Raw genomic sequence first — 18,810 nt, 5'->3', positions numbered from 1 at the left:
TAGCGCCAGTGTGATGATTTCACTATATAACATATAACTATTCTAAATATCAATCTTTACAGTTACCCGTAAATTAGTTAACCCAGCTACAAGCTTACTATCTTCTTGATCGAGACGGATTTTTACCTCGACAACTCTGGAATCAACTTGTGCAGCCGGATCGGTTGCTAAAATATCTTTTTTACCAATTTGTAAACCAATTTTATCGACAATTCCCTGCAATTTTTGTGGAAAAATACTGCTTGTAATGTGAGCACGTTGACCAACACGCAGTTCTGCAATATCGGTTTCATACACTTCGGCTACAATATACATTTGTTGCGTATCACCTATTTGTAAAATTCCGTCTTGGGTAATACTTTCTCCTCCACGAGCAATAATTTTCAGGATTTGACCGCTTTTTGGTGCGCGAGTAATTGTCCGTTCTAAACGTGCTTGAGCCAGATTAAATTGTTGCAAGGAAGACTTTAGCAAAACTTGACTTTGGGAACGTTCTAGATTCGCTTGTGCAGATTGTATTTGAGTTTGTACGTTTAATAAATTTGCCTGACGTTCTTGAATGAGCCTTGATAATGTTGCTTTGGCAGAATTAACTTCTTCTTGCTTACTGTTAAAAGAAAGCAGTCTCTCATCTAAAGTCTGTTGAGAAATCGCTCCTTCATTCTTGAGATTTTGGAAGCGTGCTAAAGTCGTTTTTGCAGTTTTCAATTCCAATTCTAGGCGTTTAACGTTTGCTTGTTGTGCTCCGATTTCTAAATATTGGGGTAACTTGACTTGTTCAAGACGCGATCGCGCTTCTTCAATTCCAGCTTTACCAAGCTTTGTCTCAGTCTTTAAACGAATACGAGCTTCATTGACTTGGCTAGCAGCAACTTCTTTTTCCGCAAATCTTTCTGGGTAGCTTTCTAAATAGGTAAGAATGCTATTTTGTTTCACTTCCTGACCTTCATGGACAAGCATTTTACCCACACGTTCTCCAATTGGCCCACCGACAATAATCACTTCTCCTTGAGGTTCGACACGACCGAGAGCAGCAATTAAGTTTCTTTTGTTAGGTTTAGTATTTTGAACTAATTGAGAAGCTTGTTGAGTGTTGTCAGTATTGGCGAAAAACTTGTAAACGCCGATAATTAGACAAGATAAAGATAAAAAACTAGCAACAGTAATTATTGTCTTGGCTGAGGATCGTTTCAAAAATCTATTACTCAAATTTTCAAGCATTGAAGATTCTGCAAATTAACTTTTGTTTTCTGGAATTCTCCGTATTTTAGCAACTTATGTAATCTCCATCGTTGCATAATCAAAAATCTTCCAGATTATTCTCCTGTGATTTTATCTGTACCGATTGCCTGACTTAACAAGTCTAGAGTATCATGAACTATAACTACAGCATTTTCGGGAGTCATGAGAGGTTTACCAAATAGAAAATTCAATGTTGCTTGACCGTTGAAAGTTGTTGCTGCAATCCCAATACCACCTCCAGGAAAGGCATTTCCCGCAACACAAAAATGTAGTTCTTCTAATTCTAAAGCACCATAGTTTTGCGGAATATTGACTACCCCTAAATTAGTTACGCAAGTTGCAGATAGGAAAAATCGATTGGCTTGTTGCGCTATTTGTAGAGGAGTGAGACGTTGGCGTAATAGATTTTTTTGTAGCATCAATGTTGCAAACGCCTCACCTTTTTCTAGTAGTCGAGAAAGGTCTGTTTTAACTTCTCTGGCTAAATCCCAAACAGGAGTATCAATACAAACTTGATGAAATGTGGAAATTCCAGAGGCGTATAAGCCAATTTCTTCTCCAATATTAGGCGTTAGCAGATTACGTAAGTTGACCGTAGAGAAGCAACCCAAATTGACTGATTCATGATTTTTGCCTTGGAGTTTACGTGCTATGGCTTTTAGGATAATGGCACAAATTAAACCATGAACAGATGTCCTTTCTTTCCGAGAACGTTCTACCATCAATTGTGTGATTTCTGGCGATAATCTTCGGTGAATCACACGAGTCTGTACTTCTTTCGGTGGAACATCCTGATCTGGAGGGATTTTCTTTGGTTGTTTGGTAAACATTAAACCTTGGCGTAGTCCTCCTCCCAGAGCATTAAATGCACCTTTTATTCCCTGTAGATTAGTGGGAATTAGCTCTTCACTTGGAGGTCTTTGGGGTAAAGGTATTTGACTTGTTACAGTACCTTCAGTCATTAAATGATTTGATATGTATAACAAATCTCGAAGAAAGTAAGTACCTGCTATAGCATCTCCAATAACGTGGTGAAAAGTCACAAGAATAAAATTTTCTTGTGAGGACTTTAACCATACCAATCTCACTAATGGCCCTTGCTCACAGCAAAAGGGAAGATTCATTTCGCTATTTGCTTGTTCAATCCAATCATCAGCACTTGTGAGATTGATGACACGTAATGGAATATGGGGAGTACCATTAGAAACAAATAGAGGAGTGGTTCCGCCTAACTCAATTTTTACATTTAAAATCGGATGTTTTTTCTGTAACAGCACCAGTGCTTGGTGCAAAACAGTTTCCGAGATAAACCCATTAATTTTACTGACGATAACAAAGTTATTACAACCAGCTTCACTGAGAAGCCAAACAATTTTTTCTGATATGCCTAATTCTCTATTCATCCTGTTAGCGACAATATTATTCAATTAAATAAAATGTTTTTCTTTTAACCAAGCCAGCGTTGGAATCAAAGCTTCTCGTACGGAACGGAAACTGACTCCCAGTTCTTTCACAGTCTTTGAATTATCCATAAACCAGAATCGCGTTGCATAGGGTACTACCTCTGGATTATATGGAAGTGGTATGTGTAAAGAGCAAGCTACCTTTGTTACCAAATTGATAATCGGATTTGGGATTTCAATAATATTTCGTTTTTCCCCCAAAATGTCGAACATTAGTGCTGCGATTTGTTTTACAGTCACGTTTTCCCCACCCAATATATAGCGATTACCCGGTCTACCTCTTTCCAAAGCAGCGACTATACCTACTGCTACATCATCTACGTAACCCACAGAAACTCCTCCTTTTGACACTAATACATTTAACTGTTTATACCAGTTGATGAGATTCTGAGAAGTAATCAAATCAATATCATTAGGACCAAAGGTTTCTGGAGGACAAACAACAATTGCAGAAGCACCTAGGGATGCTGCATTGAAGCATAGTGCTTCAGCCTCGCGTTTAGCCTTAACGAAGGCAAATTGATTCAAGTTTAAGGTACATGGTGTATCCTCATTTTGCAAAACTGGTCTATTAGTCCCATTCACGGCAGAAATTGTACTAATGTAGACAAAACGCCGCTGTTCGAGCTTGACAGCAGTGTTAAGAACATTCTGGGTGCCAACAACAATTGATTCATGCATTCTGGAGGAGGTTACTTCTTTCCAGTCAGAGATGCCGGCCAAGTGAATGACAGCATCACAGTCAATCATTCCCGCTTCGACTGAAGACAGGTCATGAATGTCACCTAATACTCGTTCAATGGGTAGCCCATCAATGCGAGATGTGTTGCTTGTAGAACGTAAAAGACAGCGTACTTTATATCCTTTATCTACAAGAGTACGTACCACGGATGAACCTAAAAAGCCGTTGCCACCAGTAACAAAAACTCGCATCATAATATCAACAATGTCTGTTTTATTAGATTTATACGTATTTGATGTTAAGTTGCGTTTAAAACGTGTCCTTTGGAAACACACCAAACAGAGGTAGCGTTTTTGCTAAAATAACTATGTCCTTTGTCATGTTTAAGACCTAATATTAGTAATAACTTGTGTACGGTGAGAAATATTTTTTACTCAGCCAACTATTTTTTATACCCAAATGTGTGTTAGCTTTCATCTTCTTACTTCTCCTGCCTGTTTTTTTAACTCATATTAGGCTGATGTGTAAATTATGCATAATTTCAATTTCTGTGCTAGTTCTTGATTTTACACGAAAGGTTAGATTTACAATTATTTTTTAAAAAAAAATTAAAAATTTTGTTTGATCTTAATTAAGCCTTGAACCCTTATAATATCGTAGGCAGTCCCACAACAATGATTTTCGGTAAAGCTGGAACCCTTTTAAAATAAGAGTTTTTAGCCTTGCAGTAGGTAAATAGTGATCAACTATCTAGCTACATGAAACTTAACTTACCTGAATTTATCTAAAGTTCTGAACTTGGCTATTTTTTTACACTGAATTCATACTTGAATCTTATGTGATATGGTATTGTCGTGCTATAAAGAAATTACATAGGAAACAAAATTAATTCTTCAAGAAGGAACACAATCCAAGAACAGTGATGCTTTCAGATGCTTTTAGCTCCTGACAGCTTTATTAGGGATATTTACTTTTCTTAACATAGTTGGCTTTTTCGTTTCTTCCTATTTATATTCATAGGAGAATAAAAGCTTTAATTTAGAAAACACATAACTAGAATCGCTGAATCTGTAGTTTCAATATCTGAACCTATGAACAAGCTGGTCAAATTATAGGTGGCGCAGACTTTACCACTCAAACTATAGGTGGGTTAGGTAGGTGAAGAAAGCGCCGATTTCAATATTGGTATCTAGAATGCTCAAATTAACTAACAAAATTAGCTAGCTTTGGGTGAAGAAGGTGAGGTTTATATATTAATATAGTTGCTATTTACAAAGCTAAGTCTGCCTAGGTTGGGGCTAAAAAAGTGTCAAAATACCAATCAAGCTTTATTGACAGAATTGAATTTTTTTTTGGCATTATTCTTTTTCAAAAAAAAACACCATAAATAAAAAATATGTTTTTAGACTTATTAGATAAAGAACCAAAGGATTTTAAAAATTGGATTGAATTATTAAAATTTCGAGCGCAATCTGAACCAGATAAGATAACACATACTTTTTTAAGAGATGGAGTAAATCCATCAGAAAGCATAACTTACGCAGGGCTTGAAGAACGCGCACGTGCCGTTGCTGCTCATTTATTAACTATTTGCAATCGAGGCGATCGCGTTCTATTAATGTTTCCTGCCGGGATAGAGTTTCTTGTTGCATTTTTCGCTTGTCTTTACGCGGGAATAATTGCTGTTCCGGCTTATCCACCTAGGAAAAATAGAGGCATGCCTAGACTGCTTTCTATTGTTGTAGATACATCTGCCACTGTTGTATTGACAGATGCAAATACTATGGTGACGGTACGACAGATAGTGATGCAGAATGTTGACTTGCAGCATTTACAGTGGGTTGCTGTTGATGAAATTTCTGACTCACTTAGTACTCAATGGCATTATGCTGAGACAGATAAAGAAACAGTTGCATTTTTGCAATATACTTCTGGTTCTACAGGTAATTCCAAGGGTGTTATCGTTACTCATGGTAATTTGTTACATAACTCAGAAATAATTAGAGTTGCTTGGGGTCATTCTCCTACAGATTGCTTTATTTCCTGGCTACCAGCCTTTCATGACATGGGCTTAATTGGTGGGATGTTGCAGCCATTGTATGTAGGGATGCCTTGCGTATTTATGTCACCGACGGCGTTTTTACAAAAGCCTTTGCGGTGGTTGCAGGCAATTTCTCGCTTTCGCGGTACGACTAGTGTTGCACCAAATTTTGCCTATCAACTTTGTAGCGAAAAAATTACAGAACAAGAGCTTGTAGAATTGGATTTAAGCTGTTGGAAAAATGCTGGGTCTGGTGCTGAACCAGTGCGTAAAGAAACAATAGAAGCATTCACAAAAACCTTTAGTGCTTGTGGGTTTAACAAACAAGCCTTTTACCCTTGTTACGGACTTGCTGAGGGGACTCTATTTGTATCGGGTGGTAATAGAGATGAATTGCCAATTTATATTGATGTTGACAAAGATAGTTTAGAAAAAAATCGGATTGTCGTTGCCGATTACAGTAACAAGGCTAAGGTTTACACCTTAGTGGGTTGTGGGGGTGAAATTTTAGACCAAAAAATAGTTATTGCGAACCCCGAAAATTTCAGAACTTGCCCACCCAATGAAGTCGGAGAAATTTGGTTTAAGAGTCCTAGCGTTGCTAAGGGGTATTGGAACCGCGTAGATGAAACCACTACAACTTTTGCTGCTTATCTTGCTGATACTGGTGAAGGTCCGTTTCTCCGCACTGGGGATTTGGGGTTGATGCATAATGGCGAGCTTTTCGTGACGGGACGTTTAAAGGACATAATTATCATTGGGGGTCGCAACCATTATCCCCAAGATATTGAATTGACTGTGGAATCCAGTCATTCTTCTCTACGGGCTGGGGGTAGTGCTGCTTTTTTTGTTGATACCAACGGACAAGAGTGTCTTGTGGTTGTCCAAGAATTAGATTTTCACCAAAAACCGGATCTAGATGAAGTTATCGGTAACATTCGTCAAGCGATCGCAGAAACTCACGAACTGCAAACCCACGCAATTATTATTATCAAACCGGGTAGTATTCCTAAAACTTCCAGTGGTAAGATTATGCGTAGGGAAACTAAAAAGCAGTTTCTAGAAAATCAACTCTCAGTTGTGGGTGTTTGGCTAAGTCCTGTTCTGGAAAATGCCAAAACTTCTGAAGATACTAGATCCCCAGCAAAATCAACCCAACAATTAGCTATTGAAACTTGGCTGGCCGAACAAATAGCTAAACGACTGCATATAGAACTCCAGCAAATTAATATAACTCAACCGTTTACACGTTTTGGTCTATCTTCGATAGATTCAGTAAATCTTACCGGAGAACTCGAGGCTTGGTTACAAAGACCTATTTCCCCAACAATTATCTGGGATTATCCCAACATTGAAGCTCTGTCCCTGCATCTAACCGAAAATACTTCTCAAGACAGCTCTACTTCAGTCTCAGAAAATCCGACCGCAGAAACTAACCCAGAGGCAATCGCAGTAGTGGGAATGGCTTGTCGTTTCCCTGGTGCAGAAGATACGGAAGCATTTTGGCATTTGTTAAGCCAAGGTATGGATGCAATTACAGAAGTTCCAGCAGACCGCTGGGATATAAATAGTTATTACGACTCTACACCCGGAATACCTGGGAAAATGAATACCAAGTGGGGTGGTTTTATTGACCGTCTTGATGAATTTGACGCTGTTTTCTTTGGTTTTTCTCGGCGTGAAGCTACACGTGTAGACCCACAACAAAGATTATTACTAGAAGTAACTTGGAAAGCCTTGGAAAATGCTGGAGTGACACCGGAGCAAATTGCAGGTAGTCAAACAGGAGTTTATGTTGGCATTTCTACTCAGGATTACTCTTTAGCGCAGTTGTACGATGTCTCAGAAATAGATGCTTATTTGGCAATTGGTAACGCCCATTCCATAACAGCCAATCGTCTTTCCTATACCTTTGATCTCAAAGGGCCAAGTGTAGCTGTTGATACGGCTTGCTCTTCATCCTTGTTTTCTTTACATTTGGCTTGTCAAAGTCTGCGTTCCCAAGAATGTGAAATGGCGATTGTTGGTGGTGTTAACGTGATTTTGTCGCCACAATTGACGATTAACTTTTCCAAGGCCGGTATGATGTCCCCTACAGGACGTTGCCGGACTTTCGATTCTCAGGCTGATGGCTACGTGCGCTCGGAAGGGTGTGGTGTGGTGATTCTGAAGCGATTATCGGATGCAATCCGAGATGGCGATCGCATATTGGCATTAGTGCGAGGAAGCGCAGCGAATCAAGATGGTAAATCGAATGGAATTACTGCACCCAATGGCCTAGCACAACAAGCCGTGATGCAGCAAGCTCTGAAGCGAGCTGGTGTTGAACCCAGAGAAATCAGCTATGTCGAAGCTCATGGTACGGGGACTCCTTTGGGTGATCCAATTGAAATGCACTCGATACAGACAGTCCTCGGTCAAAATCGTGAAAGCGATCGCAAATGCTTTGTCGCTTCTGTAAAAACAAATATTGGACATTTGGAATCTGCTGCTGGTATCGCTTCTCTAATTAAAGTCATTCTTTCTTTACAACAAAAGAAAATACCTGCAAATCTACATTTCCAAAATCTCAATTCCTACATTCAGAAACATCCTGCTTTTGATATTCCTCAGACATGTTTACCTTGGGAAACTGATTCGCAACCGCGTATTGCAGCTATAAATTCCTTTGGTTTTGGAGGTACTAATGTCCATGTAATTATTCAAGAAGCGCCATTTATCTCATCTATAGAAAAATCTTTTCGCACTCCTTTACCCCCATATTCTTTCCAACGTCAGCGTTATTGGTATGAAGCCAAAAATCAATTTACCAAATTAACACCTGCTGTCACCCAACTTCATCCCCTCATCGACGAACAGGTAGCAATAGGGGCAAATTTGGTCAATTCGCAGACACTTTGTTACCAAAAGCGACTGACATTGGCAGAGAATTGGTTATTGCGATCGCATCAAATTTTGGGAAAGAACATATTTCCCTTAGCTGGATATTTAGAAATGGTGCTAGCAGCACAAAAGCATGCACAAGGTAATATTAAGTTTACCTTAGACGATATTGTTATTTCCAAGCCTTTAGCAGTTGCTGATGATGCTGAGGTATTAGTACAAACTCTCCTCGAACCAGAAAATCAAGTAACTCATTTCCGAATAGTTAGTAATAATAAAAAAGAGCGCAAATGGACGCAACACACCTGTGGTGTAGTAACACCTATAACGCAACCAAAATCCACAGAAAAAGTAGACATTAGCAACCTAAAGCGTCAGCATAACTCGTCTTTCCCTGTCCAAGAACTATATGCAGATTTTAATTCTTTAGGGATGGTTTATGGACTAGAACTGCAACCTCTAAAAGAAATTTACACTGCTGATCGTAGCGTACTGGCGCTTTTGGAATTACCTAAACCTTGGTCAGATATAGATAACTATATCTTCCACCCAGCCCTTGTTGATGGAGCTTTACAGACCATTGCCAGATTGAAATTTGCTAAAGGTAACAAAGCACAACGTCCTTATTTGCCTTATTGTATTCAACAAATTCAAGTATTTGAGAAATTACCCCCACGTTTGTGGTGTTGGACTAGCCTGTCTGAACAACATCAAGATAACTCAGATATTTTAGTTGCCGATATTGTTCTATTTGATGAAAATGGTCTTGTTTTGGCAACACTCAATCAAGTTTGTGCGAAACAAGTGGCGAATACCCATAGTTTTGAACAAGCTATATCTGCTCAAACTACTCAGGATTGGTTTTATCAAGTTCAGTGGGTGAAACAACCAAAGGGAGAATTACGCCCCCTACCACAAGGAACATGGATAATTTTTGTAGATGAATTAAATATTGGTAATACCCTAAGCCAAAAATTGACATCTCAAGGTAATAGTTACTTGCACGTCAAACCTGGTAAAGAGTTTCAGGCACTTGGCCAGCATAAGTATATTATTAATCCTGAGTCGAGTGAAGATTACGTTCGCCTATTAACATCAATTCGCAGTGACTACGGCGATATCAAAGGTATTTTTCATCTTTGGAGTTGCACCGCTCCTGATTTTGAGGAGCTAACTGTCACGGAAATCGAAGTAAATCTAAAACTGAGAACCTATAGCTTATTATATTTAACGCAAGCGATCGCTAAGTTATTTCCACAGCCATTAGAATTATGGGTTGTTTCTACAGATGCCCAAAGTGTTAATCATACTAGCCCGCATTTTGCACCCGATAAGTCTTGTTTATTAGGCATAGCTAAAGTTGTATCAAAAGAATTGCCTGCGATTAGTACGCGCTGCATAGATTTAGAATTTGCCGGTAATACTAGCGAAACCTTAGCGGCGATAATCTGGGATGAATTACATACCTGCGTTACTTCCGCTCCAGAGGTAGCCTATCGCAACCAACAACGTTGGGTTAGCTATCTGACTCATTTATCAAGTGACACCAGCACCAAATCCCCTTGGACACCTCGCCAAGATGGAGTTTACCTAATTACAGGCGGGCAAAGTGGATTGGGTATGGAAGTCGCCAAGTATCTAGCAACTGGTGGTAAAACCAAACTCATTTTAATGAATCGTTCTGCTTTGCCAAAAGAAGCCGAATGGCAGACGATACTAAAACAAAACGATGTTAATGACTCAATAGTCAAAAAAATCCAGAACATTTTATTGCTACGTGCAACGGGAACAGAAGTCTACCCAATAGTTGGTGATGTTGCCAATGAAACGCAAATATTAGCGGTAATTAGGGACATCAAGGAAAAATATGGTGTTTTGCATGGCGTGGTTCATTGTGCAGGTGTACTGGAAGACCGGACATTGACCAATATGGACATTGCCACCTTTGAAATGGTGTTACGTCCCAAAGTCCAAGGTGCTTGGATTTTACACCGCTTGCTGGCAAAGGAACCCCTTGATTTCTTCATTCTTTTTTCCTCCATGGCAGCGATCTTTGGTTCCCCAGGGCAAGCTAATCATGTGGCCGCAAATGCTTTTATGGACTCACTTGCACACTATCGACGGCAAGTTTGCGGTTTACCTGCAATGTCAATCAATTGGGGTTTCTGGGGAGAAACAGGAGTCGTCGCAACGCCACGATATCGTGAGTTGTTGCAACAAAAGGGAATTGAATCGATTACCAATAGTGAGGGTATCTGGGCTTTTGCCCAAGCCTTGGCAATGCAACAGAATCAAGTGGGTATTGTGAAACTGTCACCCCAGCAAACAAAGCTGATATCGACAAAAACTGAAGCAATAACCGCAAGTAAAACTGCTTCTTTTGATCCATGGCAGCAGTTATTAAAACAAGTTCAAGCGGAAATTGAAAATAACCCCAATACTTCTGCACTGGTTGATCCAGAGAAATTCCAAGCTATAGACAACCTTGCTATCTATTATTGCCAAAAATTACTAGCACAGTGGCAATTATTCCCGCAAGCAGGCTCACAGCAAACCTTAGAGAAAATTTATCAAGCAGGAAATATTCAGCCCCATTACCAGCCAATCATGCAACGTTTCTTGAAGATGCTGGTAACAGATGGGCTATTGGAATCACAAGGTAATATCTACATTGCCAAACAATCTTTTACCAATACCTTAACAGAGAATTTCAGCGCTGAACTGATCGCCCGTTATCCTCAAGATAGGGCGCAATTGCAATTAATACAGCGTTGTGGTGACTGTTTAGCAGATATATTGGCGGGGAAAGTTGAAGCATTACAAGTTTTGTTTCCCGATGGTTCAATGGAAACCCTCACAGATTTATATGAGCGCAGTCCTGTTGCCCAATTTTACAATAAATCAGCCAGCAGTGCCGTACAACAAATCATCAATAATTCCCCTAACAAACAACGCCTACGCATTTTGGAAATAGGTGCAGGAACTGGCGGTACAACTACTGAAGTATTAACTACTTTACCTGTTGGTCAAGTTGAATATTGGTTTACAGATTATTCCGATATCTTTCTCACTGCTGCCAAGGGTAAGTTTGCCAAATATCCATTTGTACAATATGCACGTTTGGATATTGAAAAACCTTTTGATGTACAAGGTTTTGAGGGCGGTAGTTTTGACATAATTATTGCGGCTAACGTACTGCACGCCACTAGCAATTTAACAACTACCCTCGCCAATGTGGGGCGTTTACTCCAACCCAACGGTGTCTTAGTTTTAATAGAACTTACCCAACCCCAGCGTTGGTTAGATTTGACTTTTGGTTTAACCAAAGGGTGGTGGCTATTTCAAGGTAATGATTTCCGCCAAGAAATGCCTTTACTACTACCGCAACAGTGGTGTAGTGTTCTCCAAGCTCAAGGTTTTGGGGATGTTTGTACTTTTCCTCATGAGAATAAGCAATTAGGGCTGATTGGTCAAAGTTTAATACTGGCAAGACTGACAGAAAAATTGTCTCCAATTACTCCTGTCAAGCAAAATTCTCAACCTCAAAAATTAGATAATGTAAAAAATATAACTGCTTTTCCTCAAGTTACAACTACAGGATTAGCTTCATGGTTAAGTAACCTCATAGTCGAAGTTTTAGCACAGGTACTAGGTGTAGAAGCGACACAGGTAGACTTATATCGTCACTTGGTGGATCAGGGTGTAGATTCCCTCATGGCAGTAGAAACTGTCAGTAAATTGAAGCAAAGACTCAACCTCAGTGCATTTAGTCCAACGGTTGTGTTTGAACACCCAACGGTTGCAGCCCTAACCAAATACTTGTTAGAAACAGAGCCGCAATCGCTAGAAGCTGTTTACAACCAGGATATACCACAATCAGCGGCAACAGAGGAATCACAAATATTGATTGATGCTCAAACCATTACCTCACTGAGGGTAACTGTCCCCGAAACAGATGATGCATCCAATACAGATATTGCTATTGTCGGTATGGCTGGGCGTTTTCCCGGTGCTGATTCAATTGAGGAATTTTGGAAATTACTTTCCCAAGGTATTGATGCGATCGCAGAGATCCCCCAAAGTCGTTGGTCTTGGAAAAACCACTACAATAGCCAACCGGGAACTCAAGGAAAATCTTATAGTAAGTGGGGTGGTTTTCTCAGTCAAATAGACCAATTTGACCCGTTGTTTTTCCATATTAATCCCGCAGAAGCTCAAAAAATTGACCCGCAACAACGACTATTTATGGAAGTTGCTTGGGAGGCTTTGGAACATGCGGGCTATGGTAACACTCAGTTAAAAGGTTCAAAAACAGGTGTCTTTGTGGGATGTACCAACTCTTCCTACATTAATAGCGATAGCAGGAAACAACTAAGAGGTGATTTTGCCGCTTTATTAGGTAACTCCCTTGCCCTAATTCCCAATCGCTTCTCTTATTTTATGAACTTTCAGGGGCCGTCCCTGTTTGTCGATACTTTGTGTTCTTCTTCTTTGGTTGCTTTACATTTAGCATGTCAAAGCCTACGACAAAAAGAATGTCAAATGGCCTTAGTTGGGGGAGTAAATATTTTACTAGACCCACAATATTACGTTGGGTTAAGTGGTGGTAGGGCACAAGCGAGTGATGGACGCTGTAAAACATTTGACCATCATGCCAATGGTTTTGTCAGCAGTGAAGGAGTTGTGGCGATCGCTCTCAAACCTCTAGGGGATGCATTGGCTGCCCACGATAAAATTTATGGTGTAATTAAGGGTTCGGCTATAAACCACAACGGTTATTCTAATGGTTTATCTGCACCTAATCCCCGCGCCCAAGCGGATTTAATTCTTGATGCTTATCAGCGCAGTGGTGTCAGTCCAGAGCAAATTAGCTACGTAGAAACTCACGGTACTGGTACTGCCTTGGGAGATCCGATTGAAATTCAAGGCTTAACAGAGGCATTTCGCACCCACACCAACAAACACGGCTACTGTGCCATTGGTGCTGTAAAAAGTAATATTGGACACTTGGAACCCGCTTCCGGATTAGCAGGTTTGGTGAAAGTGCTGCTGGCAATGGATCGGGGTTACATTCCACCGACCCTGCATGTTCAAGAACCTAACCCCTATCTAGAGTTGGAAACAACGCCTTTTTATATCAACGACAAATTGCGCCCTTGGAAACCCGCCAGTGGTAAGAAGTATGCAGCCGTTAGTGCTTTTGGCATGGGTGGGGCAAACGCCCATGTAATCCTGCAGTCACCACCAAAAATCAACCTCTCACGACCAGCACAAGACCAATCCGCATCTATTTTCACCTTGTCCGCCCGTAGTGCCGAGGCTTTGCACAATCAGGCAGTATCCTATATTAACTTCCTCAAAGCAGATACCGAAACTGACTGGCGAGATATCTGCTTTACCGCCAACACTGGTAGAACCCATTTCCGCCATCGGTTAGCTGTGGTTGTCAGTTCCAAACATCAACTGCTGGAAAAATTAGATATTTTTGTGAGAGAGAAAGAGCGATCGCATTTAGAGCAAAAGTTGATTTTTACCGATAGCATTGTCTCGCCAACAGCCCTTGCCCAAATTATCGAAAAATTATGCCAATTGCCAGATTCCGCTCAATCATTAATACATCGGTGGTGTCAGGACAGTTTATTTACTGAAAAAATACTGCCGCATCTCGCAGCAGGGATAGAAAATAAAGATCATCAAGCCTTGAGTTTGCTTGAGAATGACTATATTGAACTCTTATCAGCACTTACTAATTTGTACTGCTTGGGTGTCGAGGTAGACTGGAATGCTTTCAACGCAGGTTTGATTAGACAGCGAGTAGCACTACCCACTTATGCCTTTGAACGACAACATTGTTGGATACAAGAAAATCATCTTGATGTTGTCACACTCCAACCATCCCCAACAAGCAATGTCGAAAAATCAGAATCATTACTCCATGAAAACAGATGGGAAACCAGCCCCATCAATACAAACCAACAAGTCAACATCCAACAGCCTTGGTTACTGTTCATCGAACCACAAAGTATTGGCCAAAGCCTCGCCCATAGCCTGGCTCAAAGGGGGATCAAGATTCTCACTGTCTCTGGCGGCCAGCAATTTACAAATCAAAACCAACATTACACCCTCAACCCCCAACAGCCCCAACACTGGCAACAACTAGCCAAAATCATCCAACAACAACAAGTACAACAAATCGTCCATCTCTGGACAGCAACGGCTAAGGGCGACCAGCATAGCCTAGTGACCCTGGAACAAGGACTAGAGCGTGGCTTACGCAGCTTACACGCACTCATATTGGCTCTAGTAGAAGAAAAATACCTACCCAAAGGCTTAAATCTGCGTTTAGTCACAGCCAACAGCCAAACACCCAGTCAGATCCAAAATCCAGAAGCAGCAACCAGTTGGGGATTACTGAAAACCATCGCCTGGGAAATGCCGCAACTGCAAACCCAAGCCATAGAAGTGCAAATTGACAACCAAACTGATTTAAAAGAGTTAGTTACACAATTACAGCAAGAATTAACCAGCCCAATTACAGCAGCAGAAATTGCCTACAACAACGGACAACGCTGGCGACGAGTTTTAGCACCAGTTGATCATGTTGGCAATTCTCCGTGGCAGCCCCAGGAAAATGGCGTGTATTTAATCACGGGGGGATTAGGGGGGATTGGCTTATCAGTTGCCCATTGGTTAGCACAACTTGCACCAGTGACTGTAATTTTGAGTGTACGTTCTTCCTTCCCAGCAACAGAAGAGTGGAGACAATGGTTACAGACACATCCCCAGGATGACCCCACCAGTATTAAAATTCATCAACTGCAAAAAATTGTCGCCCTGGGTAGCAAACTGGAAATTGCACAAGCGGATGTAGCTGATTTGATCTCGATGTCACGTTTATTTGCCAATATCAACAGTGAATACGGACAAATAGACGGAATTTTCCACACCGCAGGGATTACTCTTGATGGGTTGTTACGTTCCAAGTCAAAGTCAACACTAGCCCAGGTGTTACAGCCGAAGGTATACGGCACTTGGTTGTTACACAGCCTCAGCAGCCAACAGCAATCACCAGTGTTGATGGTGTTATTTTCTTCAGTGGCGGCGTTGACTGGGAATATTGGACAAGCAGATTATGCCGCGGCCAATTGCTATTTAGATAGTTTTGCCCAGTGGCGTCATGCCCAAGGGTTGCCAACTTTAAGTATTAATTGGGGTTTGTGGGCAGAAACTGGCATGGGTCAACATTTGCTAGAGTCTGCACAACAGCGCGGCTTGGCTGCTCTGACTACTCCTACTGCTTTGGCTCATTTACAACTGGTAATGACTTTAAACAAAGCTCAGGTAGCGATCGCCAAATTTGACCAAGATGAAAAACCCCAGTTGCAAAATCAGGATCACCTAAATCAACAACACCATAATACTGCTGTTGAAGTCGAGGAATTTATAGTAGAAATCCTCAGTAAAAATCTAGAAATTCCGCCACATCGAATTGATGTTCAACAACCCTTTTTAGAAATGGGTATTGATTCGGTAACGGCTCTAAAATTGGTGGCCATCCTGGAAGATCAAACCCAAACCTCTCTTCCCAAAACACTTTTCTTTGACTACGCCAATATTAAAGACTTAAGCCAAGGGCTAGTAAACCGATACAGTAATTTGTTGAACTTTAAGCAATCAATACCACAGCCAACAGCTAACGTTCAGATACCAAAAGCAGTCGAAAATACTGCCAGCAAATCTCAGATAGAGACAAATTGGGCACATTCTACCTTTAACAGCGAACCTATAGCCGTAATTGGCATGAGCGGACGGTTCCCTGATGCTAGCGATTTACAAAGCTTTTGGGAACTTCTCCGTCAAGGACACGATGCAGTCACAGAAGTACCCGCCGAACGTTGGGACGTTAATAAATACTACAACCCTAACCCCCAAGCTGAAGGCACAAGCTACAGCAAATGGGGTGCGTTTCTCAAAAACTTAGAACAATTTGACCCGTTGTTGTTCCGCATTTCTCCGCGAGAAGCAGAAGCGATGGATCCGCAACAGCGAATCATGTTGGAATTAGTGTGGGAAACTCTAGAGATTGCTGGATATGGAGGCAAGAAGCTAGCCGATACAGAAACAGGTGTGTTTATCGGTGCTACTTATAGCCATTATTCGCGGGAAAATGTTCCCTATCTTCATGGTGACGCTTACGCTAGTTTGGGTAATAGTAATGCCATTCTTGCCAATCGTTTATCCTACTTCTTTGGTTGGCGCGGTCCTTCCCTGACAATAGATACTCTATGTTCTTCCTCCCTTGTTGCATTACATCTGGGAGTACAAAGCTTGCGTCGGGGCGAGTGCGAACAAGCCATCGTCGGTGGAGTACATGCAGGAATGTCCCTGGGCTACTACCAAGCCCTAAGTCGTTTGGGAGCAGTATCACCCGAAGGACGTTGTCGTACATTTGATCGTCAAGCTGACGGTTACGTTCCAGGTGAGGGTGCGGGAGTCTTTATACTCAAACCTTTATCCAAAGCATTGCGCGATCGCGATTTTATTTGGGGACTGATTTTAGGTAGTGCTACTAATCATGGTGGTCGAGCTAGCGGTCTTACCGTGCCAAATTCATCAGCCCAAGCGCGTTTGATTCAACGAGCCCTCAAGGATGCAAATGTCAGTGCAGATGATATTTCTTATATCGAAGCTCACGGTACAGCAACTTCCCTTGGCGATCCCATCGAAGTTCAAGGACTAGTACAAGCTTTCAGCGCAGATACCCAACGCCAACAATTTTGTGCCATTGGTTCTGTCAAGTCTAATATTGGTCACTTAGAACCAGCTGCGGGTATGGCAGGACTGTTCAAAATCTTGTTGGCGATGAAAGCCAAACAGATACCACCAACATTACACGTTACGGAAATTAATCCCAATATTAATTTTGAACAAACTCCATTTTATGTCAATGACCGTCTGCGAGACTGGAAAGCTGATGAGAGTCCTAGAAGAGCGGGTTTAAGTGCTTTTGGCATGGGTGGTGCCAATGTCCATGTAATTGTTCAAGAAGCACCAGAAGTACCAGCGATAGAAAATAGTGGCGATCGCCCAATTCACATTCTCACACTCAGTGCCAAAAATGAAACCGCTTTACAACAACTTGCTGATAAATTTAGCCAACATCTAGCTAATCATCCCGGTCAAAAATTAGCTGATATCTGTTTCAGTGCCAACACAGGAAGGGCACATCTACCGCGCCGTCTCTGTGTCATAACATCCAGTCAACATGAGCTAGCTAATACCCTGCATACTTATCACCAAGGGCAAACAGCAGCTAATCTCCACACCGGACAAATCGAGTCCCGTCCCAAAATTTGCTTCCTATTCACAGGTCAAGGCAGCCAGTACGCCGAAATGGGCAAGCAACTTTACCTAACTCAACCTACCTTCCGAAAAGTGGTAGATCAATGTGCAGCCATTTTAGAGGGTGAATTAGAACAACCCTTATTAGAAGTATTATTCGGTCAACAACAACAGCTACTACAACAAACCAGCTATACCCAAGTTGGACTGTTCGTGATCGAGTATGCACTTTACGAATTATGGCAGTCGTGGGGAGTTAAACCAGATGTGGTGATGGGGCATAGTTTGGGTGAATATGTCGCTGCAACGGTTGCTTCTGTAATGAGCCTAGAAGAAGGGCTGCGCTTAGTTGCATATCGGGGCAAACTCATGCAGGCATTACCAAGTAATGGAGCAATGGCAGCAGTGTTTGCTTCTGTTGAGCAAGTGTTATCTTACACCAGCCAAATTGATATTGCCGCTCTTAACGGACCCCAAAACACGGTTATTTCTGGTTCGCAAGAAGCTATTACAAAAGCTTGCTCGCAACTCCAAGCTGCGGGAATATCGGTACATTCGTTAGCAGTTAGCCAAGGATTTCACTCAGTTTTGATGGAGCCAATGCTAGAAGAATTTGCGATTAAAGCTGAAACTGTCAAGTGGCAAGCACCAAAAATTCAACTCCTATCGAATTTAAATGGCGAACCGATAAAACAGGTGATGGATGCTCGGTATTGGTGCGAGCAAATTCTTCGTCCCGTTCAATTTGCTAAGGGAATGGAATACTTACAAACACAGCAATATCAAGTATTTCTAGAAATTGGCGCTCATCCGATTTTGTGTGGAATGGCTAGTAAGCTGCCGCAAAAGCAGAACTTACAGCTATTACCTTCCCTACGTCGAGAGGATAAATCCTGTTGGCAAACTCTGTTGTCTTCTGCTGGAAAACTGTATACCCAAGGCATAGATATCAATTGGGAACAATTTGATGCTGACTTTCAACGTTGTCGCGTTCCTTTGCCGACTTATCCTTTCCAACGTCAGCACTATTGGTTAAAACCCAGCAATCAAAACGATCAACCTACCACTATAAAACCACTCCACACTTTCCTTGATCGCCAAGTTATTTTACAAACGTAAATTTCTATCTCACCATCTAGCTTATTATCAGAGGTATA

At 41.4% G+C, this 18,810-nt stretch carries 4 protein-coding genes; 1 reads left to right on the top strand and 3 read right to left on the bottom strand.

Annotated features, from left to right (window positions below; all coding sequences use genetic code 11):
* Positions 1 to 42: 42 nt before the first annotated feature.
* The 3 genes from H6G32_RS11135 to H6G32_RS11125 form a co-directional block, all read right to left on the bottom strand.
* Positions 43 to 1,194 (bottom strand): ABC exporter membrane fusion protein, encoded by a 1,152-nt coding sequence (locus tag H6G32_RS11135; protein WP_242046563.1) that lies wholly within the window; start codon positions 1,192 to 1,194, stop codon positions 43 to 45.
* A 122-nt stretch (positions 1,195 to 1,316) separates the two neighbouring features.
* Positions 1,317 to 2,645 (bottom strand): phthiocerol/phthiodiolone dimycocerosyl transferase family protein, encoded by a 1,329-nt coding sequence (locus tag H6G32_RS11130; RefSeq protein ID WP_190458071.1) that lies wholly within the window; start codon positions 2,643 to 2,645, stop codon positions 1,317 to 1,319.
* A gap of 24 nt (positions 2,646 to 2,669) precedes the next feature.
* Complete coding sequence (locus H6G32_RS11125; RefSeq protein WP_242046562.1) at positions 2,670 to 3,641, bottom strand: NAD-dependent epimerase/dehydratase family protein; 972 nt, start codon at positions 3,639 to 3,641, stop codon at positions 2,670 to 2,672.
* Between the two features lie 1,142 nt (positions 3,642 to 4,783).
* Here H6G32_RS11125 and H6G32_RS11120 point away from each other — a divergent pair.
* Positions 4,784 to 18,772 carry a type I polyketide synthase gene (locus tag H6G32_RS11120; protein WP_190458069.1) on the top strand — a complete coding sequence of 4,663 codons (13,989 nt, stop codon included), beginning with the start codon at positions 4,784 to 4,786 and terminating at the stop codon, positions 18,770 to 18,772.
* The last annotated feature ends 38 nt before the right edge of the window (positions 18,773 to 18,810 follow it).

Origin of the sequence: Cylindrospermum sp. FACHB-282, from assembly GCF_014697195.1 — a bacterium.
GTDB lineage: Bacteria > Cyanobacteriota > Cyanobacteriia > Cyanobacteriales > Nostocaceae > Cylindrospermum.
This window is presented reverse-complemented; position numbering and strand designations above follow the sequence as displayed.

Bases quoted from the DNA above. Each gene is read 5' to 3' on its own strand.
- H6G32_RS11125 (WP_242046562.1), bottom strand. From the start codon at position 3,641: ATGATGCGAGTTTTTGTTACTGGTGGCAACGGCTTTTTAGGTTCATCC.
- H6G32_RS11120 (WP_190458069.1), top strand. From the start codon at position 4,784: ATGTTTTTAGACTTATTAGATAAAGAACCAAAGGATTTTAAAAATTGG.
- H6G32_RS11130 (WP_190458071.1), bottom strand. From the start codon at position 2,645: ATGAATAGAGAATTAGGCATATCAGAAAAAATTGTTTGGCTTCTCAGT.